This is a genomic window from Pseudanabaena sp. FACHB-2040 (assembly GCF_014696715.1).
In the GTDB taxonomy this organism is placed as follows: domain Bacteria; phylum Cyanobacteriota; class Cyanobacteriia; order Phormidesmidales; family Phormidesmidaceae; genus JACVSF01.
This window is the reverse complement of sequence record NZ_JACJQO010000022.1, coordinates 488559-512880: the sequence shown is the minus strand read 5'-3', so window position 1 is coordinate 512880 and position 24322 is coordinate 488559. Positions and strand designations below refer to the sequence as shown.

The window sequence follows — 24322 nt, the reverse complement described above, 5'->3', positions numbered from 1 at the left end:
AGTCTAATTTAAACTTGTTAATGCAGAGGCGGTATCTAGCATCGCCTCTGCATTTTCGATCTTAAGACGACCAGCGATCGAGCGCTCGTTTACCGCCCCAGCGGGTTACGATCTCGTCATCGTAGTCATCGGCAATGCGAATAACGGTCATCACCGAGTGCTTCAGCTCAATCAGGTTGCAGGCAGACCCAACCAGACTGTGCTCAAACACAATGTCATTTTCATCATCCAGGGCAAACCGACCAAAGTAAATCCCATTATTCTCTCGAAGTAGAAAAAAAGTCAGATCCGGTGTGACCTCCAGATCCGTAACCACATAGGACCGGGTGGTAATTAGAGCTTCATCTTCACCCCAAGGCACAACCCGGGTCGAAGCCACTGCCGAACCAAAATTCACAATAAAGAGAGGTTCATCCTCAAAGGTGATAACCGACTCACTAAACAGTTCGTTCATCCATGGCGAGATGCGCTCATAGATTTCCTTTTGAGCAGGGGTCTTAAACTCCATAAGGTTTTTCCAGGCAGTAAAGCGTATTCTCTCATCTCTTACTTTTTTAGAATCATGCCCTTTCTGAGGATTCCGGTTTTCCCCCAGGATTTGCCGGTCCTGCTAGTCCCTTCCGGTGAGTATCTTTAAAGAGGTGCCTATGCTGCCCTACAGTCATGTCTTATTCTGACGGCCTCCCCCCTGATGAAGGTGAAGGGGCTGCTAATCCAAATTCTGATCAAGAACCCACCTGGGAGGATGTCGAACAGGAGTTAGACCAGATTGTTCTAGACGTCCAGGATCTGCAGGTTGATCTCAACTACCAGCGGGCACAGGATGTGCTGCGCTCTCTGGTGAGCCGACTTAACCTCACCGATCGAGAACGGACAGGGCTAGAGGATGCGCTTCAAAGCCTCAATGGCCTGCTCAGTAAGCTGGAGAACACAGTTGTTCATATTGCGGTGTTTGGCCTGGTGGGGCGGGGCAAATCTTCTATTTTGAATGCCCTGTTGGGTCAGGAGATTTTTGAGACTGGCCCTACGCATGGCGTGACTCAGCACGTGGAAAGCACCCGCTGGCAGGTTAATCGGGAGGCCCTAGGCGATCATCCTGAGCAGGACTTGGTCAGGGTATCACTTAAGAGCATCGGCAATTCGCGCATTGAGCTAATCGATACACCTGGTTTGGATGAAGTTGCCGGTGCTGCTAGAGAGGCGCTGGCCCGACAGGTTGCCCATCAGGTAGATCTGATTCTATTTGTCACTGCTGGAGACTTGACTCGGGTAGAGTATGAGGCGCTGCGATCGCTGCGAGAAGCCAGCAAGCCGATTCTGCTGATTTTCAACAAGGTCGATCAGTACCCTGAGGCCGATCGGCAGATGATTTACGAAACGCTGCGAGACCAGCGGGTGCGAGATCTGATTTCCCCCGATGAAATCGTCATGACTGCGGCGGCTCCCCTAGTAGCGCGGGCTCTAGAACAGCCGGATGGGCGAACGGTGCCCCAGCTGCGTCGGGGTGCACCCCAGGTGCAGGATCTCAAGCTCAAGATCTTGGACATTCTGCACCGGGAGGGCAAGTCTCTGATTGCGCTCAATACGCTGATCTACGCCAATGAGGTGAATGAGCAAATCTTGGAGCGGAAGCGGCAGATTTGCGATCGCATCGCCGATGAGACCATCTGGAATGCAACCATGATCGGCGCGATGGCGATTGCACTCAACCCAATCATGATGGTCGATCTGATCAGCGGAGCCGTGATTGACGTGGTGCTGATTGTGGCCCTGTCTCGGCTCTACGGTCTACCGATGACCCAGCAGGGGGCGCTGCGCCTGCTCCGGCAAATTGCCCTGGGGTTGGGCGGTATTTCGATTAGCGAGTTTCTAATTACCTTTGGGCTTAGCTCTCTCAAGGGCTTGCTAGGAGCCTCAGCGGTCGCTACAGGCGGGCTGTCCCTCGCCCCCTATATTCCAATCGCAATTACCCAAGCGGCGGTTGCAGGCGTCTCTACCTACAGCGTTGGCCAAGTGACAAAAGCTTACCTGACCAACGGGGCCTCTTGGGGAGTGGATGGCCCTAAAGCGGTCGTGAGCCAGATTCTAGAGTCCTTAGATGAAGACTCGATTCTCAACCGCATCAAGGATGAGCTGAGGGCAAGGTTGGATTTGCGGGCTAGAAGACCTTAGGGGAAGGGGGAAAAAGGCGGAGGGTAGAGGGCAGAAGGGCATTGGCTGCTTGGCTACTCTAGCTGGATTGGCCGAAGTGATAGCTGGGCATTCCAACGACATCAGTTTGTAGGCGGAAAAGATCGCCAGCGTAGAAGCCTTGCTCAATTTCCTGCTGGCTTAGCCCTACAGACGCTGTCGTGATGTAAAGTTCGGTCAAGTCTTGGCCCCCAAAGGTGCAACAGGTTGGGCACTGCACCGGCATCTTGACTCGCATCATTTCTTTGCCGTCAGGGTCAAAGCGAATCACGCACCATCCGTTCCACATGGCTGTCCAGATACAGCCTTCTGCATCCATTGCCATGCCGTCTGGCTCAGCCCCTTCATCGCTTAAATCGATCAAAACACGCCGATCTTGAATGGAGCCGATTGCGGCATCAAAACGGTAGGCGTAAATCTTCTGTTCGGCTGAATCCGTCAGGTAAAAAGTTGTTTCGTCGGGGCTCCAGCCTAAGCCATTGGAGATGGTTAGGCCCGTCTCCATCACCTGCAGAGATCCGTCAGGATCATAGCGGTAGAGACTAGCCTGCTTCGGATCTTGGGAGATAGAGCCAAACCAGAAACGCCCCTGAGGGTCGCACTTACCGTCATTAAACCGATTGTCTGGCTTATCGGCCTCAATAGTCAGGATCGGCGTCAGTTTGCCGTCTTGAGTGTTGAGGAAGGCAATGCGATCGCGCTGGCCGATAATTAGCTGACTGGGGCCTGCCAGGGCGATTGGTCCGACGACATCTCCTACTTCAAAAAATTGATCCTGCCCTGAGGTTGGGTCGAACTTGTGAACCCGGTGGTTATAGATATCGACCCAATAGAGCAGGTTTTGCTCAGCGTCCCAAAGAGTGGATTCACCTAAGCGAGAACGGGCTTCTAATACGTTGTCGAGAGGATAGTTTGCAGGAGGCATCAGGGATGAAAACGGTTAGAGTTTCTGAAGTCACATCAAGATGACGGTTGCCCGCATATCAGAATTGGCTCAGTCTTCAGCCAGAGTTTCTGCGAGATCTCCCAGGCCACTGTTGCCAGTAAAGTACCTGATACAGCGGGGAGACAGCCTCTACCATCAGCAGGATAAGCCGGAAGGAGTATAGGCATTGGGGCCATCGCATCCCCGCGCCAGTGCAGCTTTGTAGAGCCTGTTTGGCGGTACGCTCATATCAGATATGGAGTTAGCACCCATGAAGACCCAAATTGTCGCAGACGACCTCGTCATTCATATAGGCACTCTGCAAGATGCCCAGATACTCTGGGATAAGGCTCTCCAGTTAGCCAAAGGCCACAAGCTGAAGTACATAACGTTCATCCCTACCAATGGGGATCGGCCCTTGAGTGCCTCGGTGCGGCGGCTATCGCGGCTGGCTAGACAGGCGAATCTAAATTCCGCTGAATAGCAGCATCGTCAGTGGCTTGGTAGCTGAGCCAATTGAAGGTCTCGTTTTAAGCGCCAAGCATTTATAAAACAGGCATAAAAAACAAAGCGGCTTCTAACTAGTTAGAAGCCGCTTTGCTACTTGGTGGCGGGGCATGGATTTGAACCATGGACCTTCGGGTTATGAGCCCGACGAGCTACCAGACTGCTCTACCCCGCGTCGCACTCACTTAGTATAGCGAGAAAAGTTCACTGATAACCACTTTTTTAGAGATTTAGGTAGAAAAGTCTGCGGCGAGGCTGAAAAGCGCTCTGCAAAAAGGGTTTCAGCTTGAAAAGTCATAAAGAAACAAGCGGTGCAACTGCGCCGCTTGTTTCTTTAGAACCTGAAGGACGATTTAATGTAGAGACAGCTCTCCTGCTACATCCAAACGCTTGTACTGGCTCAGCACCATATAGGTTTCTGCTAGGGTTTCGGCAACAGCCGGCAAGATCCAGCCTAGCTGTTTCAGGAGGTGAATTGCGATCGCATATTTCGCCCGCTTGGAGCCGTCTAGTACCTTAACCGCTAGCCCCAGCCCTTCACCTACCCGACCAATACACTGGATGCCTTCAGCCCCGGATTTGCTTACCAGTTCGCCATCGGTCAGCTTCATCAGCTCAGTATCGAATGCATCTACCCCGCCCACCATGTCAGGATGATGAGTCATCGCCCGAACGATGCGCTCCATATCCAGGCTGTCGCCTGAAGCAAGCTTGGCAAATAGGGTAGACATCTGGCTCAGCTGCAAGAGATAAGTGGGGGCACCACAGTCATCATGAGCCATGATGAACTCGTCTGCAGGCATTCCCAGCAGATCTGCGACTTTACCCAAGATCAAGGTTTGCACCGGGTGGTTGCGGTGCAGATAGCTGTCCAGCGGCCAATTGCGCTGCTGGCAAACTGCCAACATCCCGGCATGCTTGCCTGAGCAGTTGTTCCGCAGAGGACTATCCTGACCTTCTGGGATAGGGCACTTGAGCATAGTCGGCTCAATATCGGCCCGCCAGAGAATGTGAAAGACCTGCCGCACGTGCTCAATAGAGCCCTTGTGAGAGCTACACATGATGGCGAGATCCTTGTCGTCTAGCCCGTAGCGCTCCAGCGTGCCGGTGGTTGCCACAGCTAGAGCCTGAAAAGGCTTGAGCGCTGAGCGCACAAATGTTGCGGTTTCAGCATCTCCGGCGACTGACAAGATTCGGCCTCGGCTGTCAGAGACAACCGCATGGGCAATATGGTTCGATTCCGCAATCCCTTCTCGCAGGAGCTGAACCTGCAGCTCTGTATTTTGATGGCGCTTAGCCCTACTGGTCATGGCTAAGACTCTTACACGCTAACGTCATTACCAAACTTTCCTTTAGACAAATTGCCACAGTACCAGGCCCGCCGCTAGCAACCCTGCGATCACCCCTAAGGTTTTTTGAATTCGCCTCAAAATCGGCTTAACCTGGTAGTCCACAATCAGCCGATCGCGGCTAACGACCTCTTCAGGTTTAACCCAAACTTGACCGTCATACCAACCCGACTCTTCGTAGGGCACTGCCTGCTGCCGCAGTCGACCGCATACATGGGACCAACCCGTGTAGAGCTGAACCAGCGCCAGAATGGGCAAGCTAAAGGCTCCCATCATGCCGCTCAACCCAAACAGCAGCGGGTGTTTAGCAGGATGAAAGCTGGCTGCAGCAATTGGCCCAGCAAAGGACCAGCTCAGCAGCCAGAGTATGATCACGGGCTTGAGATATCCGGCCAGATCTCGGCCAGCCCAGCTGTAAAACCAAGATTCACGCACATCTTGATACTCGTTAAGGGGCTGTTGTTCAACAGGAACCGGACACCGGGAAGTCATTACAGGCAGGGAGTGAGGGCTATTGGACAAGCAGAGTCAGCAGATTGCCTTTAACTTTGGATGTTAGAGGCCGAATTTGGGGGAACATAGTCAATTCGCTGAGCGTGTCCCCAAAAGGCCTCTAAATTATAAAACTCTCGTTCCCGTGGCAGAAAGATATGGGCAATGACTTCTCCAAAGTCCTGCACAATCCAGCTGCCCTCACCCTGTCCTTCTGTGCGCAGGGGCCTTCGGTGCCAGGTTTGCTCTAGCTCGTCCTCAATGGTGCGGGCAATAGCCCGTACCTGAACGGCAGAAAAACCGGTGATCACCACGAAGTAGTCAGCCAGGTAAGACACTTCCCCAACCTGCAGGATGGCGATATCGCCGCCTTTGCGATCGTCGGCTGCCTTTGCGATCGCATAGGCCAGTTCTAAAGCCGCGTCGCTACTGCCGCCACCGCCCTCGGTACCGACAGACGAGTTCATCAACATACCAGATTGAAACGAATTAGACATTGCGAAGGCGAGTTCCTCAATTCAACAAGGGTTTAATGAAAGCAGTGAAGCAGAATAAACGGATTGCTCCTCTAAGACAGAGGTACTAGCGTTCCAGCAGAAAGTTGGATAGCATTGCGACTGGCCTGTAAAAACCAGTTGCGAGTTGCCAAAGCCCGAGGATGGATAGGCCGCTGCTTCTCAATCAATTGAGACAGCGTGTAATCACAGGTGCGGTAAACCGCTGTGGTTAAGTCTGTAAAACACATCTTTCTCAGGGCGTTTAGCGTCTGAGTGTCGCCCCGCCCAGGTTCTAGCGTATCGGCTAAATACACGATACAGCTGAGGGCATCCATGCCGGGACGACCTAGGGTATGGTTTGCGATCGCCCTTAAAATCCCCTCCTCCTCGACACCAAAGCGGTCTCTGGCAACAATCGCGCCCACATCTGCATGCAGCAGGTGAGGATTGATCTCGTCTACCGGATCTAGCGTTAAACCTTCAGCTAACGCCATTTCTAGCAGCAGCTGCGGTTTGAAAAACTTAGCCAAATCATGCATTAGGCCCGCTTGAGCTGCTGTAGACAGGCAAAGGCCATAGTGGCGAGCGAGCGTGACCGACATTTCCTCCACCCGAAGAACGTGCTGCAGCCGCTGAGACGGGACATTGACTGCTAGCCAGTCTAAAACGGTTTCTCGCAGCTTGTTAGAGGAAAAGACCATTCAGTTCTTGACAAATGTTAAGGAATATCAACGCTATTAGCCTCTTATAAAGCCATTGTAGAGGATGAACCCAGGGGGTAGCTCAACCCCGAAACCGACTCTTAACTTAGGCGATCTTAATCGGCTGCCAGCGTATATTATGATCCTCAACCTTGGGCAGCCGGTAGCTGCCCAAGGACGCTCTGTCTAGGCAACTTTATGGCTGTGGCACTTTCCTTTGGAGGCAACCCATGACCTCATCTCTGCAGGTTCTTATCGCACTACTCATCGGCCTCCTGGTTGGCGTGATCATCGGGTATTTTCTGCGCCAGGGGCGAATTAGTGAGCTCGTCCAAACCCTTAAGCAAAATCAGCGGCGCAATGAGGATTTGGAGATAGACCATCAGCAGCGTCTCCAGGAAGCCACCCTGCGCCTACAGCAAGACTACGAGGCTCAACTAACGGAAAAGATTGAGCGTTATCAAGATCAGCTAGAGGAGCGCACCCATCAGCTTGAGCAGGAATACCAGAGTCGGCTTGCGGTAGTACAACAAGGCCGGCAATCACCTGGTTCAGAATTATCTGAACCCATGCCAGGAGCTCTTTCTCCTAGCCCTCAACCCAACATTTCCCCTGACATTCAGTACGTTGAGCAGCAAATCAAGCGTCAATACGAGGACAGGCTCAGAGAAGCTGCCCGTAAAATTCAGCAAGCCTACGAGCAGCACCTGCGGCAAAAACTCAGAGAAACGCGAGATCTGCTGCAGCAAGATTACGAGAATCGGCTGGCCCAGAAAATTGAGCATTACGAAACGCAGCTAGCCAGCCGCACCGAACAACTTCAAGGCGAATACGACATCAGGCTGCAGGCCCTAGGGCCAACTCCCCCCACGCCCACCGCTGGCTGGGACACGACTGTCGCTATGGGCCTCAACCAGCCCCAGATGGTCGGTTCTGCCGCGCCAGTGCCTGGCCCCCCGCCAGCTATTCCAGATGAGGCTTTGCAGCGGCTTGAGGGTCAGCTGCGGCAGGAGTACGAGCAAAGGCTGGCTGAGAAGATTGAACATTACCAGGACGACCTGGCCCAGCGAGTTCAAAATCTAGAAGCTGAATATGAGGCCCGTCTGCAGGTGTCTCTACAAGCGCAACCTGAGCCAGGACAGCCTGTAGAAGGCACTTCCGTCAGCCCTGAAGTAGATGGGGTGGATGGCCCCTCCCGTGCAGTACCTGATCTGCCTGCCAATGAGCTTGCCCCAGAAACGCCTGCCCCTTTAAACGAAGCATTTTCCCTGGATGACGTTCTACTCAGCACGGATCAACCAACCGGCGTAGAGCAGGGGCTGAACCTCGACAACGACTTTGATGCCCAAGACTTCAATTTAGATGAACTTCTGTTTGAACAGACTCAGGAAGAAGGCTCAGGCAGCCTCCCTCCTAATTTGGACGACATCAGCCGCTTGAGCTAGAACCAAGCCCGGTCGACCCAGAAACCGTTGCCGTCGCAGGCGTTAAGTCCTGTTTTTCCAAAGTGGCCTGCAAATCAACGACCAGGTCGTCCTGGCTGCGGTGGGCCTCCCAAGGGCCAGTGTCAAATCTGCCGATTGTCCACTCTCCTTGGATGTGGTTGCCGTCCTCCGAAACTGTTCCAGTGTATTGAATTGCTGTGGGCGAGGTGGTCAGGTAACGCTTAGCAAAAGAAACCCGTCTACCCACAACTTCTCCCTGAATCTGGGCTTCCCCCAAATAGTTATCGTCTAAGACCCTGCCGCTAAGCGTATTGCCACCCTGTACTAGGGTTGCCTCAAACCGTGTAGGATTCTCTGCTTGCCAGTAGGTTCCTAGCCACATTCCACTTAAATCTGCCACGGTTTAGATACTCCCGATTCAATCTCGTCAATGGCACCATAGATCATAGGAGCCATTTTGGGTTCTGATTCAGTTTCGATTGTCAGTTTTGGTTGGAGGTCAACTCCCATTTATACCCGTCCCCTCGCCCGATTAATTGAAGAACTGCAGCGGTTGCCCGGTATTGGCCCAAAGTCAGCTCAACGCTTGGCCCTTCACCTGCTCAAGCGCCCGACTTCAGAAGTACAGGCCCTAGCCCAGGCATTGGTAGAGGCCAAATCTCAGGTGGGGCAGTGTTCTGTCTGCTTTCATCTCTCTGCCGATCCGGTCTGCGAAATCTGCCGCTCCCATAGCCGCGACCCTCAGACCCTGTGCGTAGTAGTAGATTCAAGGGATGTTATCGCCCTTGAAAGAACCCGCGAGTATAAGGGCAAATATCACGTTCTAGGTGGCCTGATTTCTCCCATGGACGGCATTGGCCCAGAACAGCTCAATATTGGCTCGCTGGTTCACCGAGTGAATAAAGAAGGTACTCAAGAGGTGATTATGGCAATTAGCCCCAGCATTGAGGGAGATACCACAACCCTTTATGTCGGGCAGCTGCTCAAGCCATTTACCCGGGTGACCCGCATTGCGTTTGGCCTACCTATGGGCGGTGATCTTGAATATGCTGATGAAGTGACTTTGGCCCGCGCTTTAGAAGGCCGACGGGAGCTAGACTAGCGGAGCTATTTTAGCTTTTGCTTGATGAAGGCAAGCATTTTGCTGAGCTGCCCCTTGAGCTGGTTGACCTCGGCTTGAAGCTGTCCAACTTGTGCCTGTAGCGCCTGAAACTCAGCTGGACTGATGCTGCCTTCTGCCGCTGTAGCAGCAGGGGCGGTGACCATAGCTGCTGTAGTTTTTGGCCGGGGCTTACGGGCCTTCATCATGGCCCCCTTAATCGCTTCGATCAGTTCCTTCTGCTCAAAGGGTTTTTGAATGAACTCAAAGTATTCGAAGGGCTCAGTAATTTTTTCTGCTACCTCTTCTCGGCGACCTGACATCAGCACTAGAGGAATGCGCTGCAGTTCTGGATTGGTCTGGATTTCCTGAAATACTTCCCAACCGCTCATCCGAGGTAGCAGGAAATCGAGCATGATCAGATTGGGCCGCTGACTGCGAATAGCATCCATCCCTTCAATGCCGTCCTGTGCTTCGACGATCTCGAAGTTACCCTGGGGCAGCATGTCACGGACGCGCATTCGAATGACTCGACTATCATCGATGACTAGAATCTTATGACTTGCCACAACTCACTCCTCTTGCGGTACCGAAGCTTTTTAGGGTTTAAAAATAGCTCAACTAATAGTAATTCAGCTTCTAGGGAAGGGCTGTAATAAATTCATCAGCTAAGTTCAGGCTCATGGTAACGCTTAATCCAAGGGTTGGCCGCCTAATGCGTTTGGCCCTTTGCGTTTGAACCTTTTAGAATAGGGCACAGGTCACCTGTCTCTGAACTAGTATGCCCGCAAATGCTGAATCTTTAACCTCTCAGCCAGCTGCTACACCGAGTTTTCAGGAGCGGCCAGGGTTGACCCTACCGCCCTGGCTGAAGAGACCGATTGGTAAAGCTAGCGAGCTTTCGACAGTTCAAAAAATTATTAAGCAGCGGCAGATTCACACCATCTGCGAAGAGGGTCGTTGTCCTAACCGGGCAGAGTGCTACGCCCAGGGGACTGCTACTTTTCTGCTGATGGGGCCAACCTGTACACGTTCCTGTGGGTTCTGCCAGGTGGACAAGGGACATGCACCCATGCCGCTCGACCCAGATGAACCTGAAAAGGTGGCGGAGTCGGTTCGGCTGTTGGGGCTGCGCTATGTGGTGCTGACCTCGGTAGCGCGAGATGATCTGCCGGACAAAGGGGCGGGTTGGTTTGTCCAGACGATGGCAGCCATTCGGGCAGCTAATCCTGAAACCGAGATCGAGGTTTTGACACCGGACTTTTGGGGCGGGCAAAATGCCCGTGAAGAGCAGCGCCAGCGGGTTGAGGCAGTGGCTAGAGCTAGGCCTGCTTGCTTTAATCACAACATTGAGACAGTGCGACGACTGCAGGGGCCGGTGCGACGGGGCGCTAAGTATGAGCGATCGCTAGATGTGCTTTGGGATGTTAAGGCATTCAACCCGGCGGTGCCGACTAAGTCTGGGCTAATGCTGGGCCACGGGGAGACGGAGACTGAATTGATCGAGGCGATGCAGGATTTGCGGGCGGTGGGGTGCGATCGCATTACCCTAGGCCAATATATGCGCCCCTCACTAGAGCACCTGCCCGTCCAAAAGTACTGGACTCCGGAAGAGTTCGATCGGCTAGGTGCGATCGCGCGCGATCTTGGGTTTTCCCATGTTCGCTCTGGCCCGCTAGTCCGCAGTTCCTACCACGCAGGCGAAGAAGCATAGCCGTCGAGTTAGGGCTAATCCTATTCGAGATCCCTTTGATCTGCCCTGCCTCCTGTTTCAGCCGGGTCAAAACAGCAGCTCGGCGGCTCCCTTAATTTGCGCTTGAGGCGTGGTTATGGGAAGTCTTGGCAGACAGATGAGGGTTTGCTGAGGAAAAGTTTGAGCGGGCAGGTCGCTGCCTTCATAGCGGTTTTGCACCACGTACCGTTGAGAAATCCCCATAATTGCTAGAGTTTGGCTGAGCCGTTGAGCTTCGGCCAAAATCGCCGACTGGTTTTGCACCACCCCAATAAATTCAGTGTGCTGAGGATTGGTCAGCTTGGCCTGCGCTTTGACCACTCGCTGGCGCAGGGTGCGTAGGCGGCTGATTAGATCTACTCCGCCTGCGACGTCTTTGTACTTGATCCAGAGCTTAAAGATCCAGGCTAACCAGTCGCTCAAAGCCGTAGGCATCTCTAGAAACCGCAGCAGGTGGCCGGTGGGGGCTGTATCTAGCACAATTAGCTGTTGCTCATCCCGCTCCAGCAAATCCATGACCGTAATCAGCGACAGCATTTCATCAATGCCGGGCAGGGCTTGGGAGACCACCTGCCGCCAGGCTTGAGGCCCATAAGCCAGCTGAATGGCGCTGTCTTCGTCAAGCTTGCCGCTCATCATTTCTGCAAGTTCCCACAGATACTCCTGCCGAAACTCCTCCAAAACCAGGTGAGCATCAATTTCTTGGGCCGATAGATTGTCGGTGAGCAGGGTCGGCTCATGGCTCAGGGGACAGTCTAGGGCATCTCCCAGAGAGTGGGCCGGGTCAATGGAAATGACGCGCATGGCGGCCTCTGGATGGCGCTGGGCCATACCCCAGGCCAGGGCGGCAGATACGGTCGTTTTCCCCACACCGCCCTTGCCCCCAATCAGGATGAGCCGCCTGCCTTCGGCAACAAAATCAGGAAAGCTAGGGGAAATTTTATCTGGCCAACGCGGCGGCAGTGACGCAATGGCAGGTGTTTCTTCCCAGACAGCCAAAGGCTTTACTTGATCTATCAAGGCATCTAGAGCGACGCCGCCAGCAGGTTCCTGGGCCTGCAACGGGATGCCCCAAATTGGTTTTTCGCCTGCCAGCGCCTGAAATTGTCCCATGACAGGCTGCTGAGCGGCACCTGCTATAGGGGAAGGCAGCAGTTGGTTGAGAATGAACCCCCCCACCGGAATGTGGAGTTGCTCTAGGGCTTGCATGAATCGCCCGCTCTCCAAAAAGCTCATTGATTCAGCGATGGCAACGATCCAGCAGGCAGTGCGATCGCAATCTTGCAGCAAGGCTCGCCCCTCTTGAAGATCCTGCTGCATGGTCTGGATGAAGGCGTCGGCTTCGTCTGGTGTGTAGCGCCCTGAAAGTGCCTGAGACAAATAGCGGTGCTTTTCCTGAAACTGATCTAGAGCAGCTATCAACGTATCTAGAAAATCCATCAGCGCAAACAGGTTGAGGGTATGACCACTGGGGGCCATGTCAACCACGATGCGATCGCAGCTCTTAGTTTGCAGAATACGCTCAATTTCTAATAACGCCATCAGCTCGTCTAGGCCGGGCCAACCCATGTCCCAGACGGGGCTGAGGTCACCACCAGCAATAAAGCTGCCTCGCTCCACCAATAGCTCTAGAACATTGCCGTACTGGCTTCGAAATGCCTCCAACAGCGCTCCGGCATCTAGGGCTCGTACCTGCAGGTTAGGCAGATCTGCCAGGGGCCGAGCTGTGTTGTCTACAGAGGTTTGCAGCACGTCTCCTAGGGAATGGGCCGGATCAGTGGACAGCAGCAGGATTTGTTCTGTAGGGAATTCTCGGCTCCACCTGCGGGCAAAGGCACAGGCAAAGGTGGTTTTGCCCACGCCGCCCTTGCCGCTAAACATGGCCAGTTGTCTGCTGTCGAAGGGATGCATGGTTGCCAGCGCTTGAAAGGCTCCCCTTAGGCTACCCGTGGGGTGGGGTGGGCTATCTGGGGAGTGAGGGGTAGAGGGGATGGGGGAGGTAGAGGGGATGGGAGAGGTAGAGAGGATGGGGAAGGTAGAGAGGATGGGGAAGGTAGAGAGGATGGGGAAGGTAGAGAGGATGGGGAAGGTAGAGAGGATGGGGGAGATGGGGTGATGCGTAGATTTTTTGCTGGGTGCTTAGCGGCTGGGGATGTTTGGGATTAATGGCATGTGGAGATCTTTCTCCTGACTAGATTGCTGTCTGCGCTCTGTCTCAAGGTTTTTACCTGCCATGAATGATTTCTTCAAAGGTTTTGAACAACTGCTGGAACTGGCCAAAACGCTGGAAGAAAAAGCGGAAAAAGGGGAGCTAAAGACTGATATTCGCGTGAATGCTCGCAGTATGAGCAGTATTCCTCGGCAGGGAAATATTCCTGATATGGGGGTGAGCCGTATGGGGCGACAGGCAGGCAGTCCTGATGATTCTGCTGTGGAGGAGGTGATTATTACACCGCCGCCTGCTGGAGCAGAGAGTTCTAGAGCGGCTACGTCAGCCGAGGGAGAGCCTGAGCAGTCGCCTACCTTGAAGAACGTGGGCGGACTGGGGAAGGTGCTGCAAGAGCTACGGGAACTGGTGGAAATTCCTCTGAAGCGGCCTGATTTGCTGGCAAAGCTGGGTCTGGAGCCGACTCGAGGCGTGCTGCTGGTGGGGCCGCCAGGAACTGGGAAGACCTTGACTGCCCGTGCTCTGGCTGAAGACTTGGGGGTGAACTATATCGCTATTGTTGGCCCGGAGGTGATGGGCAAATACTATGGCGAGGCTGAGGCCCGGCTGCGGAGCATCTTTGAGAAGGCCAAAAAGGCGGCTCCCTGCCTGGTCTTTATCGACGAGATTGATAGTCTTGCGCCGGATCGCAGCAAGGTCGAAGGCGAAGTTGAGAAGCGGCTGGTGGCTCAGCTCCTGAGCTTGATGGATGGCTTTGCCCAGGCTAGGGGCGTGATTGTGCTGGCGGCAACCAACCGTCCTGACCACCTAGATCCGGCTCTGCGGCGACCGGGGCGGTTTGATCGGGAGGTGCATTTTCAGGTGCCCGATCGGCAGGGGCGGCTAGAGATTCTGCGAATCCAAACTCGGCAGATGCCGCTGGAAGAAACGGTGGATTTGGGTGCGATCGCAGATCTCGCTCTCGGACTGGTCGGAGCTGACCTCAAAGCACTCTGCCAAAAAGCAGCCTACCTTTCCTTGCGGCGGCACATCCCTACCCTCTCTGGACCGGTGCCAGAGACCATGACCCTGTGCCAGGATGATTTTCTTCAAGCGATTAAAGAAATCAAGCCCTCCGTTTTGCGCTCGGTGGAAGTACAGTCGCCCGACATTGCCTGGGATGACATTGGCGGGCTAGTAGCGGTTAAGCAGACATTGCAGGAATCTGTTGAAGGGGCGCTGCTATATCCCGAACTGTACGCCCAGACCGGGGCCAAAGCGCCCAGAGGTCTACTGCTGTGGGGGCCGCCAGGAACGGGTAAAACTCTACTAGCAAAGGCGGTGGCCTCTCAGGCTAGGGCCAACTTTATTGCTGTTAACGGCCCGGAGCTGCTGAGCCGCTGGGTGGGAGCCGCTGAGCAGGCGGTGCGGGAACTGTTTGCCAAGGCGCGGCAGGCTGCGCCCTGTGTGGTGTTTGTCGATGAAATTGACACGCTGGCTCCGGCGCGGGGGCAGTACATGGGTGATTCTGGTGTGAGCGATCGCGTCGTTGGCCAGCTCCTGACTGAGCTCGATGGTCTGCAGGGCTGCAAAAATGTGCTGCTCATCGGTGCGACGAACCGTCCTACAGCCCTCGATCCGGCGCTGCTGCGGTCGGGTCGTCTGGACCTGCAGATTGAGATTGGGCTGCCCGATGCTGAGGGGCGGCTGGCGATCCTGCAGGTTCACAACCAGGAGCGGCCTTTAGCCGACATAAAACTGGCTAATTGGGCAGCTCAGACCGAAGGATGGAACGGTGCAGATTTGGCCCTGCTGAGCAATCAGGCGGCATTGGAATCGGTGCGGGAGTATCGGGCGCAAGGCATGGCCGATCCGACCCAGATTCGGATTCGGGATCACCATTTTGAACAGGCACATCAGGCGCTGATGCAGCAACGTGAGGCCCAGCGCTGATTGCATGGATGCTTTATAGGGCGGAGCTTACAGGAGGATTTGGTAGAAATAACAAGCCTTCTACTAGACCCGCCTATGGTGAATTTACTTGGATAGATTCAATCAGGGCATCCAACTGCGTCAGGGGTGGGGTAAAGCCGGTTTCAGGGTTGGCCGTAGCGATGCGATCGCGAGTCTCTGCCAGATATTCCTCATAGCGGGCAGCAAAAGCATTGTATTCTGCGCCTTCGAGCGTTGCTGCATCGGTAAATAAGCCAGTCTCTATAGGAAAGACAGCGCTAATGTAGCGGCCATCTTCTGTGAGTCCCTGAAAGGTGTAGAAGACCCGTTCTGTGGTCAGGGGAGAGACGTCTAGCCCATAGGCCGTGATATAGCGGATTCCGGTACCGCCCTCAAATTCCAGGTAGGTGGGGGCAGCATGGAAAAGTTGATCGCCCTCTACTTCGGGTAGATAGGGCAAGGTTTCTAGAGTTTCTAAGTCAGGCTGCGAGGCCAGAATGTCTTCTAGAGTAGCGGCCTCTTCCTCAAATCCATAGGTAGCGAACTGATCTCTGGGGTAGACCGCAATCTGAGGTAGCGTAAACCCTGGATTCTCCTGAAACACTTCTGGATAGTAAGGCTGAAATTCAAACAGGATATGCTCTGGAGTTTCATCTCCCGGTGGGGTGCTGGGATCGGGAGAAGTCGCCGCAATAGTTTGGCCCTCAGCCACTGTTCCTGGCAGCGTATTGGTAAAGCTGATGTCGCCAAAGGTAACTTGAGGAACAACGGATGTGTCTGACTCTTGGGTAGTTGCTGGGGCAGGTGTTTCTGGTACTTCTTGACCCGTTGGTGTGCCATCGCAGGCGACCAGTAGGCCCAGAGGCAGGCACAGCAGCAATAGACGCGATACCAGTCCCATATAACCTCCCTAAATGCAGCCTACGTTCAAGCAACCCAAAGTTAGGACTCAAAGAGAACCTTGGGGTTCGCCTTTTATCCCTCTTTGATCAATAGAACTAAGGTACAATTTTCGGCCCTAATTCGCCTTCTCCCTAGGAAAGAGAAGCTAATAGTTGAGATTGCTGCTTGGATCTAACGATTGCCAAAAAATTCTCAAACAGGAGCCGAGCATTGGTCTCAAATGTGGGTAAGTGAGCAACTACAGCCATCTGCAAATCTTCGCAGGCTGTTGAACCGAGTTTCTCCCTTAGCTCAGCAGCGTATTCCGGCACCGAGAGCCACGACGCCATTACCGAGTCCGTCACCTCTGGGTGAAACTGCAGCCCAAAGGCAAAGTCTTCAACGGCAAAACCTTGTATCGGGCAGGCTTTAGATGAGGCCAGAAGCGTACTCTGATCGGGCAGCCGCTTGATCTCATACCCATGCCACTGCACAACCGGAGTTGTGAGCGCTAGACCTTTCAGTAAGGGATGATCCCAGCCTGCTGGGGTTAGGCTAACCGGCAAAACGCCGACCTCAGAAGCAGCCATAGCCCCCACTTCACCCCCTAGTGCATCGGCCAGCAGTTGAGCCCCTAGGCAAATGCCGAGATAGGGTTTTCGAAGCGCTACAGCCTGACGGATTAGGGCTTTTTCCTGAACCAGCCAGGGGTATTGGGCCTCTTGATCGACGTTCATCGGGCCGCCCATCACCCAAAGCGCATCGTAGGGTGCAAGGTCAGGTAGAGCATCTCGGTTCTCGATTTGAACGACATCGAGGTCAATTCCGGCTTCCTGGCAAAGCTGATTAAAAATACCGAAGCCTTCAACCACCAAGTGCTGAATGACGAGAAATTTCATAGCGGCTGTAGGGAAATGGGTTGTCTTTGTCTCCAATGTTAGATGGATGTTAGAGATGGAGGGCAAGGTTGTGTCGCTCCTGCCCTCTGGTTTCAACCCAGCAAGAGGTCTTTTTACGGCAGCACAAATTCTGCTTACAGCCACCGCTTGGAAGTACTGTCAAGAAAGGGTAGGGACAATGGATATGTGGCCATCCAACTCTCCGGCGGACAAAGAAAGAGGTCGAAGCTTTGACCAAAAAGGGAATCGCAACCCCGCCCAACCCCGACATGCTCTAAAAATTTGTGCAGCTCTAGTAGAGAATCCAATGAACCTGGGGGCGCTGTGCCGCACTGCCGAGGTATTTCGGCTGGAGTCGCTGGTGCTGCCGGATCTTGCGATCGCACAGACCTGGGAGTTCCGCAAGCTGGCTGCCTCTGCCCATCACTGGCAGCCGCTGGAGGCGTGTTCACCCGCTGTGGTAAGCCAGTGGATCCAATCTCAGCAACAGCTGGGCTATGTAGTCCTAGCCCTGACAACTCACCCTCAGGCCTGCTGCTTGACTGAGTTTACGTTTCCTAAGAAAACAGCGCTGGTCCTAGGGCGAGAGTTAACGGGCATTCCCGACGAGCTCATCGCGATGTGTGGGCAGGGAGGGGCCAAAGCCACAGTTGACCCTGGGCCAGCGGCTGGGTTAGGTACTGTGGTCAAGGAGCAGCCTGTTGGTACGATGGCCGAAGACCGGCCTCTAGGGGTTCTTGCCATTCCACAATTTGGTCAGGTCGAGTCTCTCAATGTCCACACTGCTGCTGCCATTGCCATCTACGAGTATGTTAAGCAGCACGCTCAACCTAAGATTTTCGACTAGCTGAAGCAATCGCTGCCCTATGACCCCTGCTCCCCTCATCACCCTCCTGACCGACTTCGGCACTCAAGATGCTTACGTTGGCATCTTGAAGGGTGTCATCGCTGAGATCTGCCCGGAAGCGCGGGTGATCGACCTAACCCACGAGATTGCGCCTCAGGATCTGCTAGCGGCCCGGTTTAACCTGCTGAATGCTCATCCCTATTTTCCGCCTGGAACTATTCACGTTGCTGTGGTCGATCCAGGAGTAGGTACCGCGCGTCGAGGAGTGGCGATTCAGACTGCGGGCAGCGTGCTGGTAGGCCCAGACAATGGCATTTTCAGCGGCATTTTAACCGCCAGTCCGGCCCTTGCTGCCGTTGCCCTAGCCCGGACTGAATACTGGAGAACCCGCCTTCCCAGCACCACCTTCCACGGCCGAGACATATTTGCTCCCGTGGCGGCTCACCTAGCTCAAGGGATATCCTTAGCGGCGTTAGGGAACCCAATTGAGCCTCAATCCTTGGCAACTTTGGAGATTCCTCCAGTGGTTCAGTCGGGGCAGCGGGTCAGGGGCAGCGTGCAGTATTGCGATCGCTTCGGCAACCTAATCACCAACTTGACCCCTGAGCATTTACCAAACGGCCCGTGGCAGGCCCAGTTAGGAGAACATATCCTGCCTAGCGCCCGCACCTACAGCGAGGTGTTACCAAGTCAGCCCCTCAGTCTGATCGGTAGCCACGGATGGCTGGAAATTGCAGTCAACGGTGGCAGTGCTCAGCAGCAGCTCCAGGCAAGCGTGGGCACTTGTGTCTGGATTGAACCAGCAGAATAATGGCTAAGCTCTCAGCAAATCAAATAGCCCGTCGTCGATTTCGTAGCCCAGCATTTGAGTCATAAACTTGAGCTTGGTGCGGCTGGTGTGGCCCTGCTGGTTGAGCCACTGAGAAATGGCAAAGATTTTCTGCATCACGAAGATCTCGAGTGCCTCCGGGTTGTAGCGCACGCCCTCGGTGGGGCTGAACTGGTGGGGCACCAGCATCGCTGCGTAGCGGCCCAACTCTCCAGCCTCCCAATCTAGTACCAGGGGCAACCAGGGATAGTGGCTGTCTAGCCGAATGAACCAGAGCCGCACCTCAGGAATTTCGGAGAGTTCGCGTGGATCCATTGGATCACGAGTAACGTCGATCTTGAAGGCTAAAGTTGCTTCTTTTTCAAGCAGATCGCCTGACTCTAGGAGCGGTTCGATGACTGCGATCGCAGGAGATAAATCAAGGGTCTGGACCACCAGATCGGTGAGCAGGATCGTCTGAGTCATAGCTTTAGCTGGGGAAGTGAAACCTTACTGCCCATTTTGACAGAGGGTGTTTACCCAGGGGCGGTTCCTGAACAGAGATTGTCATCGCGTGCAATCATAGATAAGCTGACCCGCCTAGCGATCTATCTGGGCCAGTTTTGCCAGATTGCCCTGCTCGTGATCTGAACTCATTCCCTATGTCTGACGCACCCAAACGTATCTGCATCACCCTAGGAACCCGCCCCGAGGCCATTAAGCTGGCCCCGGTGATTCAGGCATTTCAGCAGGCTCCCGAATTTCAAACCCATATCATATTGACCGGACAGCACCGGGAAATGGTGGACCAGGTCATGGCACTGTTTGACCTGAGCGCTGATGAAGATCTGGCCATCATGCAGCCCCAGCAAACGCTGACAGACATTACCTGTCGCAGCTTGCAGGGCCTAGAAGCCTGCTTCAGCCGCCTCCAGCCCGATTTGGTGATTGTCCAAGGTGACACAACTACGGCTTTTGCAGCAGCGCTAGCGGCTTTTTACCAAAGGATCCCGGTGGGTCACGTAGAAGCGGGCCTTCGCACTGACAACCTCTATAGCCCCTTTCCAGAAGAAGCCAATCGGCGGTTGATCTCCCAGCTAACAGCGCTGAACTTTGCCCCCACCGAAACTTCAGTCAGCCATTTAGAGCGATCCGGTGTGGTTGGCCAAATCCACAAAACCGGCAATACTGTGATTGATGCCCTGCTCAAGGTCGCAGAGCGCCAGCCCGAATGCCCCATTCCAGGACTGGACTGGGATCGCTACCGAGTGCTGCTCTCTACCGTGCATCGGCGGGAGAACTGGGGAGAACCGCTTAAAGACATTGCCCAAGGATTTTTGACAGTTCTAGACAAGTTTCCCGACACGGCGCTGCTGCTGCCGCTGCACCGAAACCCGACTGTGAGGGAGCCCTTACAAACTCTCTTAGGGGATCATCCGAGAGTCTTTCTGACCGAGCCGCTTGACTATGCCCAGTTAGTCGGGGCAATGCAGCGCAGCTACCTGCTACTGAGTGATTCTGGCGGTTTGCAGGAAGAAGCGCCTGGCCTAGGAAAGCCAGTACTGGTTCTACGAGATACTACTGAGCGCCCCGAAGCGATCGCAGCGGGCACAGCCCGACTGATTGGCACCGCTGCCGAATCGATTACCCAAAATGCTGCCGAACTGCTAAGTAATACCGCCACCTACGAGGCTATGGCGAAAGCAGTTAACCCTTTTGGCGACGGTCAAGCATCGGCTCGAATTTTGCGGATTGTCAAAGGCTATCTGCAAAATTAGCGATTGGCTTTTTCCATCTGCCTCAAACCGCTCGTTCCCTTGCTGAGGTTGGGTCTAACCCGCTTTGCAAAGTCTGGTTTAGTCGTCTCCTGGAGTAGTTTCGTCGTCTAGCGTGGGTGGCGGTGTGTCCAGCAGATATTTCTTAGACTCCTTTAATTCCTTCCAAAGCGCCTTAATCTCACGATAGGCTTCGTCGGCAGATAGTTTGCCGCCTGTTTCCAGATTGCATACAACCGAGATGCGCTGAGCAAACTCCTGTAGATTGGCGTTAAAAGCCAGATTTTGCGGCGAAAACTCTCCCCAGTACTTACTACGGGGATATAGAAAATTGTCTTTGGAGGGTTCTTGGTCTGCCATTGCACCAACCGAAAACGGGATGTACCCCCAGCATAAACAAGTTTTTGAAGCTGTCGGACAATACAGTAAGTTTGGTAATGTGTAGCCCTAGACACATCAGTTCCAGATCAGCTGAACCCGTAGCCGTAGAACTCGACCATATGCTGGGTTACTCAGCCGCTAAGCAGTGGTAGATTTTTTCAATTGCGGCTTCGACCGTCTCAGCTCTATCAATGGGCTGCGAGGTTAGTTGCTGAAAGAAGTCTCTGATACCAGGCTCCACCTGCATTAGAATTACGGGCTTTGCGGCCTTGATCGCTAGGGCTACCTCAGATGCAGTCCCGGCTCCCATGCCGCAGGCAATCACAACTCGGCTAGAAAGCACGTTCACATTATTCCGGGCGTTCCCCAGGTCAGTAAAGATGGGAATATCTACAGCTTCTGACAAAGTGCAGCGATCGCTTGTCGGTAAGATGCCCACCGTCATTCCCCCTACCTCTTTGGCTCCTCGGCAGGCCGCATCCATCACCCCTACCCCGCGCCCTCCCGTCAAAACGGCCCATCCCTGGCGGGCCAGCCCTTTTCCCAGTTCATAGGCAGTGGCGATCTGTAGGGCCGTAGCCTGCTCCCCAGGCCCCATAACGCCGATCAAAATCTTGCCCATTTGCTTATCTACCGTTAAAGATTGCAAGAAAATGTGATGCTCTGTCTGGCCTCAAAGTTTTTTCTGTCGTTTAGATTCTAAAGAGTGGTCTCCTGTTGAGTTTTGATCGACCGGTAGAGGAAATTGGGCATTGTGGATTCAGGCAACAGTTAGATGATTGATTGGCATTACTCTGTGGTTACTGTGAATTCCAATTCCCAACGTCGATTTGGTCAATGGTTCCCCTTCAAAGCCACCTTGGCTGGGCTAACGATGATCTGGGGTTTGGGGGGTGCAGCACCCGGGGAAGCCGCTGAGACCCTGATGCTGCGCGTTGGTCCCCTATCCCAAAGCGTTCACCTCAACGACTTAGAACACTTCTCCGACACGGGTGAAGTGCCTGCAGCTTTAAAGCTGTATCGGCCTCTGCTAACGCCTCAGCTGGCAGAGGCCTTGCAAAGCCGCATATCTCTCGATCCTGCCATTAGTACCCTGGTGTTGGAGGAAGTCCTGCGGTCCTCTAGCGGCAAGCAAATTGTTCAAACTTTAGAAAACATTTCTCCTAGTTTGGCCCCGGCCGAGCTGCAGGCAGCGCTAAACGAAGCTGCCCTCGACCCAGATGGGCTTAGCATTCTGAGCGTTCTGCGAGCGATGCCGGAGAAGACTGTAGAAGTCAATTTCTCTGCTCTCGCCACGCTGGCCTCTCAATTTAATCTGACCCGCTTTGAAAATGCTTCCCTAGGACGGGTGCTAGAGCATGAACTGCCTGGGGCCGATGCTGTAGATGCGCAGCTAGCCCTGCCGGTGGATCCCTCCAACCCTGGCCCAGTAGCCGTAGAACTTTGGGAACTTAATCTGCGCGATCGCAACCGTCAGCGCAATATCCCTGTCGATCTGTACTGGAGCCGCGATACCCAAGGTCCGCTGGTCGTTCTCTCCCACGGGTTTGGTGCAGACCGGCGTTTTTTCGCCTACCTTGCCCATCATTTAGCTTCCTATGGCCTGACCGTCGCTTCTGTTGAGCATCCTGGCAGCAACGTAGCAGCGCTGATTTCCAGCCCCCTCTCCTCAAGCAGTCAAGAGACCAACCGCATTCTGCCAGCTACAGAGTTTTTAGATCGGCCTGAGGACATCAGCTTCGTTTTGGATCGGCTGGCCAGTCTAAATGAAAGCTCCTTCAGCTTACGGGGTCGCCTAAACACGGAAAACGTAGCGTTTATCGGCCACTCGCTGGGTGGCTATACCGGGTTGGCCCTAGCCGGAGCCACCCTAGACACCCGAGATTTGCAGCAGTTCTGTGAGAACATTTTGCCCTCGGGTCTATCACCCGCTGACTGGCTGCAGTGCGCCGCGCTAGATCTGCCCGTCCAGACCGCCGACCTCAGCGATCCGCGCATTACCCAGCTCATCGTTATGAACCCGCTTACGGGGCAGCTGTTTGGAGAATCGGGGTTCAGCCAAATTCAGATCCCAACGCTAGTGCTGGCCAGCAGCCATGATGGCGTCACGCCCATTGCCAGCCAGCAGCTGCTGCCCTTTGAGCAACTAGCAGGCCCCAAGCATTTGGTTACTGTAATCGGGGGCACCCACCTGAGTGTCGGTGATCCCCAAAACCTAAATCCGGAACTCAGTAGTTTTCCTTTCATGCCCGAGTTGCCCGGTGAGGCCACAGCCCGCCTCAGAGAATTTCTTCAAGGGGTCAGTCTCAGCTTCATTCTGCAGCAAACTGATGATGCCGACCAATATGCGGCTTTTCTCACCCCAGCCTATGCCCAGGCATACTCCACACCAGATCTGCCCTTGCGCATCAGCCAGGAGTTGCCCACCAGCGTCCAGCGCTGGCTAAAGCTTGCTCTGCGTCCTCATCAGAGTCAAGGTGCCCTAGCTTATATGCCTTCCCTGGTGCACCTCGAAGCTATCGATATTCAGCACCGCTTCCGGGCACTGCAGCAGCAAATGGTGGCTTATCTAAGAACCAGCCCTCCCTCGCTGACGGTAGTGTACTTACCCAGTAGCCTGTTTCGCTCACCCCTACACGCTTTTATTCCAAAGTAAGTTATTCCAAGGTAAGGCCTTCTGGCAAGACCGCACCCGTCAAATCCGCATGACGCAAATTGGTGTACTCAACGTGAGCATTCATCATGACCGCCTCGCTCAAATCTGCGCCACTAAGGTTGGACCAGTTCAGCTTTGTGCGATAAAGGGTTGCTCCCCGCAGGTTTGCCCCCCGCAGAGAACTCCAGCTCAAATTAGCTCCCCGCAGGTTAGCTTTGGCTAAATTAACCTGGACCATGTTGGCCCCCATGAGCTTGGCCCGGCTCAGATCTACCCCTCGCAAATCAGCGCCCTCTAGAGTTGCCCCATTCAGCGAGGCCCCTGCTAGATTCGCTCCCTGCAGCACAGACCCATTCATTAGCGCACTGGTTAGATTGGCCTGCTCCAGGCTCGCATTGGTCAGATTAACCCGGATCATTTTGGCCCGGCTGAGACTGGCCTCTGTCAAGATGGCATCCTGTAGATTTGTGCCATCGAAGTTGCCCTCGTTTAGATTCGCCTCTCGTAAGGTAGCGCGGCTCAGGTCTGTTCGAATCAGGCTGGCCCCTCGCATACCTGCCTCAGTCAGGTTGGCTTCGATTAATGTGGCATCGGTTAAGTTGGCTCCGATTAAATTAGCGAGCTTCAAGTTAGCCCGGTTAAAGTTAGTCCCAACCAGGGTTGCTTCTCGGAAATTGCTCCCAAACAAAACTGCGCCCTCAAGCCGGGCCTTGCTCAGGTTGGCCTGCCGAAAATTAGCCGCACTGAGATCTTGTCCAGCCAGGTCAGCGGCGCTCAGATCAATCGCTCGAAAATCCCTTTCGCCTGCAGCGTAGCGCTGCAGGAGTTCATCTCCAGTCATCCTGACTATGGTGCGAGGGGACTGCTCTTCTGGCGGGTGGCTTTCCAAAGAATTTTCTCAAACTCAACGATTGGTTTAATCAAAACTTGGCCCTAAAAGACGCTAGCTAACCAGCAGTTGTCAGCGGCAGAAGATTTGTGTTAATAGGGCTGAGTCCTCAGTTAGCCCTAGTTTGCCCATCTAGCAACCATTCATTG

26 protein-coding genes and 1 tRNA gene are annotated in these 24322 nt (G+C 54.2%); 11 read left to right on the top strand and 16 right to left on the bottom strand.

Annotated elements, in window-relative coordinates; all coding sequences use genetic code 11:
- Positions 1–61: 61 nt before the first annotated feature.
- Positions 62–508, bottom strand: coding sequence for a YbjN domain-containing protein (locus H6G13_RS25280; RefSeq protein WP_190488081.1), 447 nt, complete (start codon positions 506–508; stop codon positions 62–64).
- 155 nt (positions 509–663) lie between these two features.
- Between H6G13_RS25280 and H6G13_RS25275 the strand changes: the two genes are divergently transcribed.
- Positions 664–2172, top strand: a complete 1509-nt coding sequence (locus H6G13_RS25275) for a GTP-binding protein (protein WP_190488079.1) — start codon at positions 664–666, stop codon at positions 2170–2172.
- A 58-nt stretch (positions 2173–2230) separates the two neighbouring features.
- On the opposite strand, the gene H6G13_RS25270 is transcribed toward H6G13_RS25275, so the two are convergent.
- Positions 2231–3115, bottom strand: a complete 885-nt coding sequence (locus H6G13_RS25270; RefSeq protein WP_190488077.1) for an SMP-30/gluconolactonase/LRE family protein — start codon at positions 3113–3115, stop codon at positions 2231–2233.
- A gap of 271 nt (positions 3116–3386) precedes the next feature.
- On the opposite strand from H6G13_RS25270, the gene H6G13_RS25265 reads away from it, so the two are divergent.
- Positions 3387–3599 carry a hypothetical protein gene (locus H6G13_RS25265; protein ID WP_190488075.1) on the top strand — a complete coding sequence of 71 codons (213 nt, stop codon included), beginning with the start codon at positions 3387–3389 and terminating at the stop codon, positions 3597–3599.
- Positions 3600–3720: 121 nt separating this feature from the next.
- On the opposite strand, the gene H6G13_RS25260 is transcribed toward H6G13_RS25265, so the two are convergent.
- The 5 genes from H6G13_RS25260 to yqeK form a co-directional block, all read right to left on the bottom strand.
- Positions 3721–3797: transfer RNA gene (locus H6G13_RS25260), tRNA-Met, on the bottom strand.
- 178 nt (positions 3798–3975) lie between these two features.
- Entirely contained in the window at positions 3976–4932 is a 957-nt protein-coding gene (locus tag H6G13_RS25255; protein WP_190488073.1) for an asparaginase, read from the bottom strand.
- A 42-nt stretch (positions 4933–4974) separates the two neighbouring features.
- Complete coding sequence (locus H6G13_RS25250; RefSeq protein ID WP_190488071.1) at positions 4975–5463, bottom strand: CGLD27 family protein; 489 nt, start codon at positions 5461–5463, stop codon at positions 4975–4977.
- A 50-nt stretch (positions 5464–5513) separates the two neighbouring features.
- Positions 5514–5930 carry a ribosome silencing factor gene (gene rsfS, locus H6G13_RS25245; protein WP_242028535.1) on the bottom strand — a complete coding sequence of 139 codons (417 nt, stop codon included), beginning with the start codon at positions 5928–5930 and terminating at the stop codon, positions 5514–5516.
- Positions 5931–6031: 101 nt separating this feature from the next.
- Complete coding sequence (gene yqeK / locus H6G13_RS25240) at positions 6032–6640, bottom strand: bis(5'-nucleosyl)-tetraphosphatase (symmetrical) YqeK (protein WP_190488344.1); 609 nt, start codon at positions 6638–6640, stop codon at positions 6032–6034.
- 251 nt (positions 6641–6891) lie between these two features.
- On the opposite strand from yqeK, the gene H6G13_RS25235 reads away from it, so the two are divergent.
- Positions 6892–8106 carry a hypothetical protein gene (locus tag H6G13_RS25235; RefSeq protein ID WP_190488066.1) on the top strand — a complete coding sequence of 405 codons (1215 nt, stop codon included), beginning with the start codon at positions 6892–6894 and terminating at the stop codon, positions 8104–8106.
- On the opposite strand, the gene H6G13_RS25230 is transcribed toward H6G13_RS25235, so the two are convergent.
- Positions 8090–8506 carry a hypothetical protein gene (locus H6G13_RS25230; protein WP_190488064.1) on the bottom strand — a complete coding sequence of 139 codons (417 nt, stop codon included), beginning with the start codon at positions 8504–8506 and terminating at the stop codon, positions 8090–8092. The two genes, H6G13_RS25235 and H6G13_RS25230, sit on opposite strands and share 17 nt — an antisense overlap.
- A gap of 108 nt (positions 8507–8614) precedes the next feature.
- On the opposite strand from H6G13_RS25230, the gene recR reads away from it, so the two are divergent.
- On the top strand, positions 8615–9208 hold the full coding sequence (gene recR / locus H6G13_RS25225) for a recombination mediator RecR (protein WP_190488342.1): 594 nt from the start codon (positions 8615–8617) through the stop codon (positions 9206–9208).
- 5 nt (positions 9209–9213) lie between these two features.
- On the opposite strand, the gene H6G13_RS25220 is transcribed toward recR, so the two are convergent.
- Positions 9214–9774, bottom strand: a complete 561-nt coding sequence (locus H6G13_RS25220; RefSeq protein WP_190488062.1) for a response regulator — start codon at positions 9772–9774, stop codon at positions 9214–9216.
- A gap of 212 nt (positions 9775–9986) precedes the next feature.
- Between H6G13_RS25220 and lipA the strand changes: the two genes are divergently transcribed.
- Positions 9987–10919 (top strand): lipoyl synthase, encoded by a 933-nt coding sequence (lipA, locus tag H6G13_RS25215; protein ID WP_190488060.1) that lies wholly within the window; start codon positions 9987–9989, stop codon positions 10917–10919.
- A gap of 66 nt (positions 10920–10985) precedes the next feature.
- Here lipA and H6G13_RS25210 read toward each other — a convergent pair whose 3' ends face one another.
- The gene (locus tag H6G13_RS25210; RefSeq protein ID WP_190488058.1) at positions 10986–12818 is read right to left on the bottom strand and encodes an ArsA family ATPase; all 1833 of its coding nucleotides are present in this window, start codon (positions 12816–12818) and stop codon (positions 10986–10988) included.
- A gap of 109 nt (positions 12819–12927) precedes the next feature.
- Here H6G13_RS25210 and H6G13_RS29275 point away from each other — a divergent pair, with 109 nt between their 5' ends.
- Both H6G13_RS29275 and H6G13_RS25205 read left to right on the top strand, forming a co-directional pair.
- Complete coding sequence (locus H6G13_RS29275; RefSeq protein WP_277882549.1) at positions 12928–13053, top strand: hypothetical protein; 126 nt, start codon at positions 12928–12930, stop codon at positions 13051–13053.
- 117 nt (positions 13054–13170) lie between these two features.
- Complete coding sequence (locus H6G13_RS25205; protein ID WP_190488056.1) at positions 13171–15036, top strand: AAA family ATPase; 1866 nt, start codon at positions 13171–13173, stop codon at positions 15034–15036.
- Between the two features lie 73 nt (positions 15037–15109).
- Here H6G13_RS25205 and H6G13_RS25200 read toward each other — a convergent pair whose 3' ends face one another.
- Both H6G13_RS25200 and H6G13_RS25195 read right to left on the bottom strand, forming a co-directional pair.
- Positions 15110–15937 (bottom strand): hypothetical protein, encoded by an 828-nt coding sequence (locus H6G13_RS25200; RefSeq protein WP_190488054.1) that lies wholly within the window; start codon positions 15935–15937, stop codon positions 15110–15112.
- A 133-nt stretch (positions 15938–16070) separates the two neighbouring features.
- Positions 16071–16817: a type 1 glutamine amidotransferase gene (locus H6G13_RS25195; RefSeq protein ID WP_190488052.1), complete on the bottom strand. Its 747-nt coding sequence runs from the start codon at positions 16815–16817 to the stop codon at positions 16071–16073.
- Positions 16818–16995: 178 nt separating this feature from the next.
- On the opposite strand from H6G13_RS25195, the gene H6G13_RS28380 reads away from it, so the two are divergent.
- Entirely contained in the window at positions 16996–17664 is a 669-nt protein-coding gene (locus tag H6G13_RS28380; RefSeq protein ID WP_242028510.1) for an RNA methyltransferase, read from the top strand.
- Positions 17665–17683: 19 nt separating this feature from the next.
- Positions 17684–18475, top strand: coding sequence for an SAM-dependent chlorinase/fluorinase (locus tag H6G13_RS25185; RefSeq protein WP_190488051.1), 792 nt, complete (start codon positions 17684–17686; stop codon positions 18473–18475).
- A gap of 3 nt (positions 18476–18478) precedes the next feature.
- Here H6G13_RS25185 and H6G13_RS25180 read toward each other — a convergent pair whose 3' ends face one another.
- On the bottom strand, positions 18479–18958 hold the full coding sequence (locus tag H6G13_RS25180) for a CRR6 family NdhI maturation factor (protein ID WP_190488049.1): 480 nt from the start codon (positions 18956–18958) through the stop codon (positions 18479–18481).
- A 176-nt stretch (positions 18959–19134) separates the two neighbouring features.
- Here H6G13_RS25180 and wecB point away from each other — a divergent pair, with 176 nt between their 5' ends.
- On the top strand, positions 19135–20250 hold the full coding sequence (wecB, locus tag H6G13_RS25175) for a UDP-N-acetylglucosamine 2-epimerase (non-hydrolyzing) (protein ID WP_190488047.1): 1116 nt from the start codon (positions 19135–19137) through the stop codon (positions 20248–20250).
- A 78-nt stretch (positions 20251–20328) separates the two neighbouring features.
- Here the strand turns inward: wecB and H6G13_RS25170 are convergent, their stop codons facing one another.
- Both H6G13_RS25170 and H6G13_RS25165 read right to left on the bottom strand, forming a co-directional pair.
- Positions 20329–20607 (bottom strand): hypothetical protein, encoded by a 279-nt coding sequence (locus H6G13_RS25170; protein ID WP_190488045.1) that lies wholly within the window; start codon positions 20605–20607, stop codon positions 20329–20331.
- A gap of 148 nt (positions 20608–20755) precedes the next feature.
- Positions 20756–21250, bottom strand: a complete 495-nt coding sequence (locus H6G13_RS25165) for a cytochrome (protein ID WP_190488043.1) — start codon at positions 21248–21250, stop codon at positions 20756–20758.
- Positions 21251–21433: 183 nt separating this feature from the next.
- Between H6G13_RS25165 and H6G13_RS25160 the strand changes: the two genes are divergently transcribed.
- Positions 21434–23284, top strand: a complete 1851-nt coding sequence (locus tag H6G13_RS25160; protein WP_190488041.1) for an alpha/beta hydrolase — start codon at positions 21434–21436, stop codon at positions 23282–23284.
- A gap of 1 nt (position 23285) precedes the next feature.
- Here the strand turns inward: H6G13_RS25160 and H6G13_RS25155 are convergent, their stop codons facing one another.
- The gene (locus tag H6G13_RS25155; protein ID WP_242028509.1) at positions 23286–24173 is read right to left on the bottom strand and encodes a pentapeptide repeat-containing protein; all 888 of its coding nucleotides are present in this window, start codon (positions 24171–24173) and stop codon (positions 23286–23288) included.
- Between the last annotated feature and the right edge of the window lie 149 nt (positions 24174–24322).

What these genes read in the sequence shown, in the direction of transcription:
- H6G13_RS25280 (WP_190488081.1), bottom strand. Translation starts at nt 508, where the DNA reads ATGGAGTTTAAGACCCCTGCTCAAAAGGAAATCTATGAGCGCATCTCG.
- H6G13_RS25275 (WP_190488079.1), top strand. Translation starts at nt 664, where the DNA reads ATGTCTTATTCTGACGGCCTCCCCCCTGATGAAGGTGAAGGGGCTGCT.
- H6G13_RS25270 (WP_190488077.1), bottom strand. Translation starts at nt 3,115, where the DNA reads ATGCCTCCTGCAAACTATCCTCTCGACAACGTATTAGAAGCCCGTTCT.
- H6G13_RS25265 (WP_190488075.1), top strand. Translation starts at nt 3,387, where the DNA reads ATGAAGACCCAAATTGTCGCAGACGACCTCGTCATTCATATAGGCACT.
- H6G13_RS25255 (WP_190488073.1), bottom strand. Translation starts at nt 4,932, where the DNA reads ATGACCAGTAGGGCTAAGCGCCATCAAAATACAGAGCTGCAGGTTCAG.
- H6G13_RS25250 (WP_190488071.1), bottom strand. Translation starts at nt 5,463, where the DNA reads ATGACTTCCCGGTGTCCGGTTCCTGTTGAACAACAGCCCCTTAACGAG.
- rsfS (WP_242028535.1), bottom strand. Translation starts at nt 5,930, where the DNA reads ATGAACTCGTCTGTCGGTACCGAGGGCGGTGGCGGCAGTAGCGACGCG.
- H6G13_RS25235 (WP_190488066.1), top strand. Translation starts at nt 6,892, where the DNA reads ATGACCTCATCTCTGCAGGTTCTTATCGCACTACTCATCGGCCTCCTG.
- lipA (WP_190488060.1), top strand. Translation starts at nt 9,987, where the DNA reads ATGCCCGCAAATGCTGAATCTTTAACCTCTCAGCCAGCTGCTACACCG.
- H6G13_RS25210 (WP_190488058.1), bottom strand. Translation starts at nt 12,818, where the DNA reads ATGTTTAGCGGCAAGGGCGGCGTGGGCAAAACCACCTTTGCCTGTGCC.
- H6G13_RS29275 (WP_277882549.1), top strand. Translation starts at nt 12,928, where the DNA reads ATGGGGGAGGTAGAGGGGATGGGAGAGGTAGAGAGGATGGGGAAGGTA.
- H6G13_RS25205 (WP_190488056.1), top strand. Translation starts at nt 13,171, where the DNA reads ATGAATGATTTCTTCAAAGGTTTTGAACAACTGCTGGAACTGGCCAAA.
- H6G13_RS25200 (WP_190488054.1), bottom strand. Translation starts at nt 15,937, where the DNA reads ATGGGACTGGTATCGCGTCTATTGCTGCTGTGCCTGCCTCTGGGCCTA.
- H6G13_RS25195 (WP_190488052.1), bottom strand. Translation starts at nt 16,817, where the DNA reads ATGAAATTTCTCGTCATTCAGCACTTGGTGGTTGAAGGCTTCGGTATT.
- H6G13_RS28380 (WP_242028510.1), top strand. Translation starts at nt 16,996, where the DNA reads ATGGATATGTGGCCATCCAACTCTCCGGCGGACAAAGAAAGAGGTCGA.
- H6G13_RS25185 (WP_190488051.1), top strand. Translation starts at nt 17,684, where the DNA reads ATGACCCCTGCTCCCCTCATCACCCTCCTGACCGACTTCGGCACTCAA.
- H6G13_RS25180 (WP_190488049.1), bottom strand. Translation starts at nt 18,958, where the DNA reads ATGACTCAGACGATCCTGCTCACCGATCTGGTGGTCCAGACCCTTGAT.
- wecB (WP_190488047.1), top strand. Translation starts at nt 19,135, where the DNA reads ATGTCTGACGCACCCAAACGTATCTGCATCACCCTAGGAACCCGCCCC.
- H6G13_RS25170 (WP_190488045.1), bottom strand. Translation starts at nt 20,607, where the DNA reads ATGGCAGACCAAGAACCCTCCAAAGACAATTTTCTATATCCCCGTAGT.
- H6G13_RS25165 (WP_190488043.1), bottom strand. Translation starts at nt 21,250, where the DNA reads ATGGGCAAGATTTTGATCGGCGTTATGGGGCCTGGGGAGCAGGCTACG.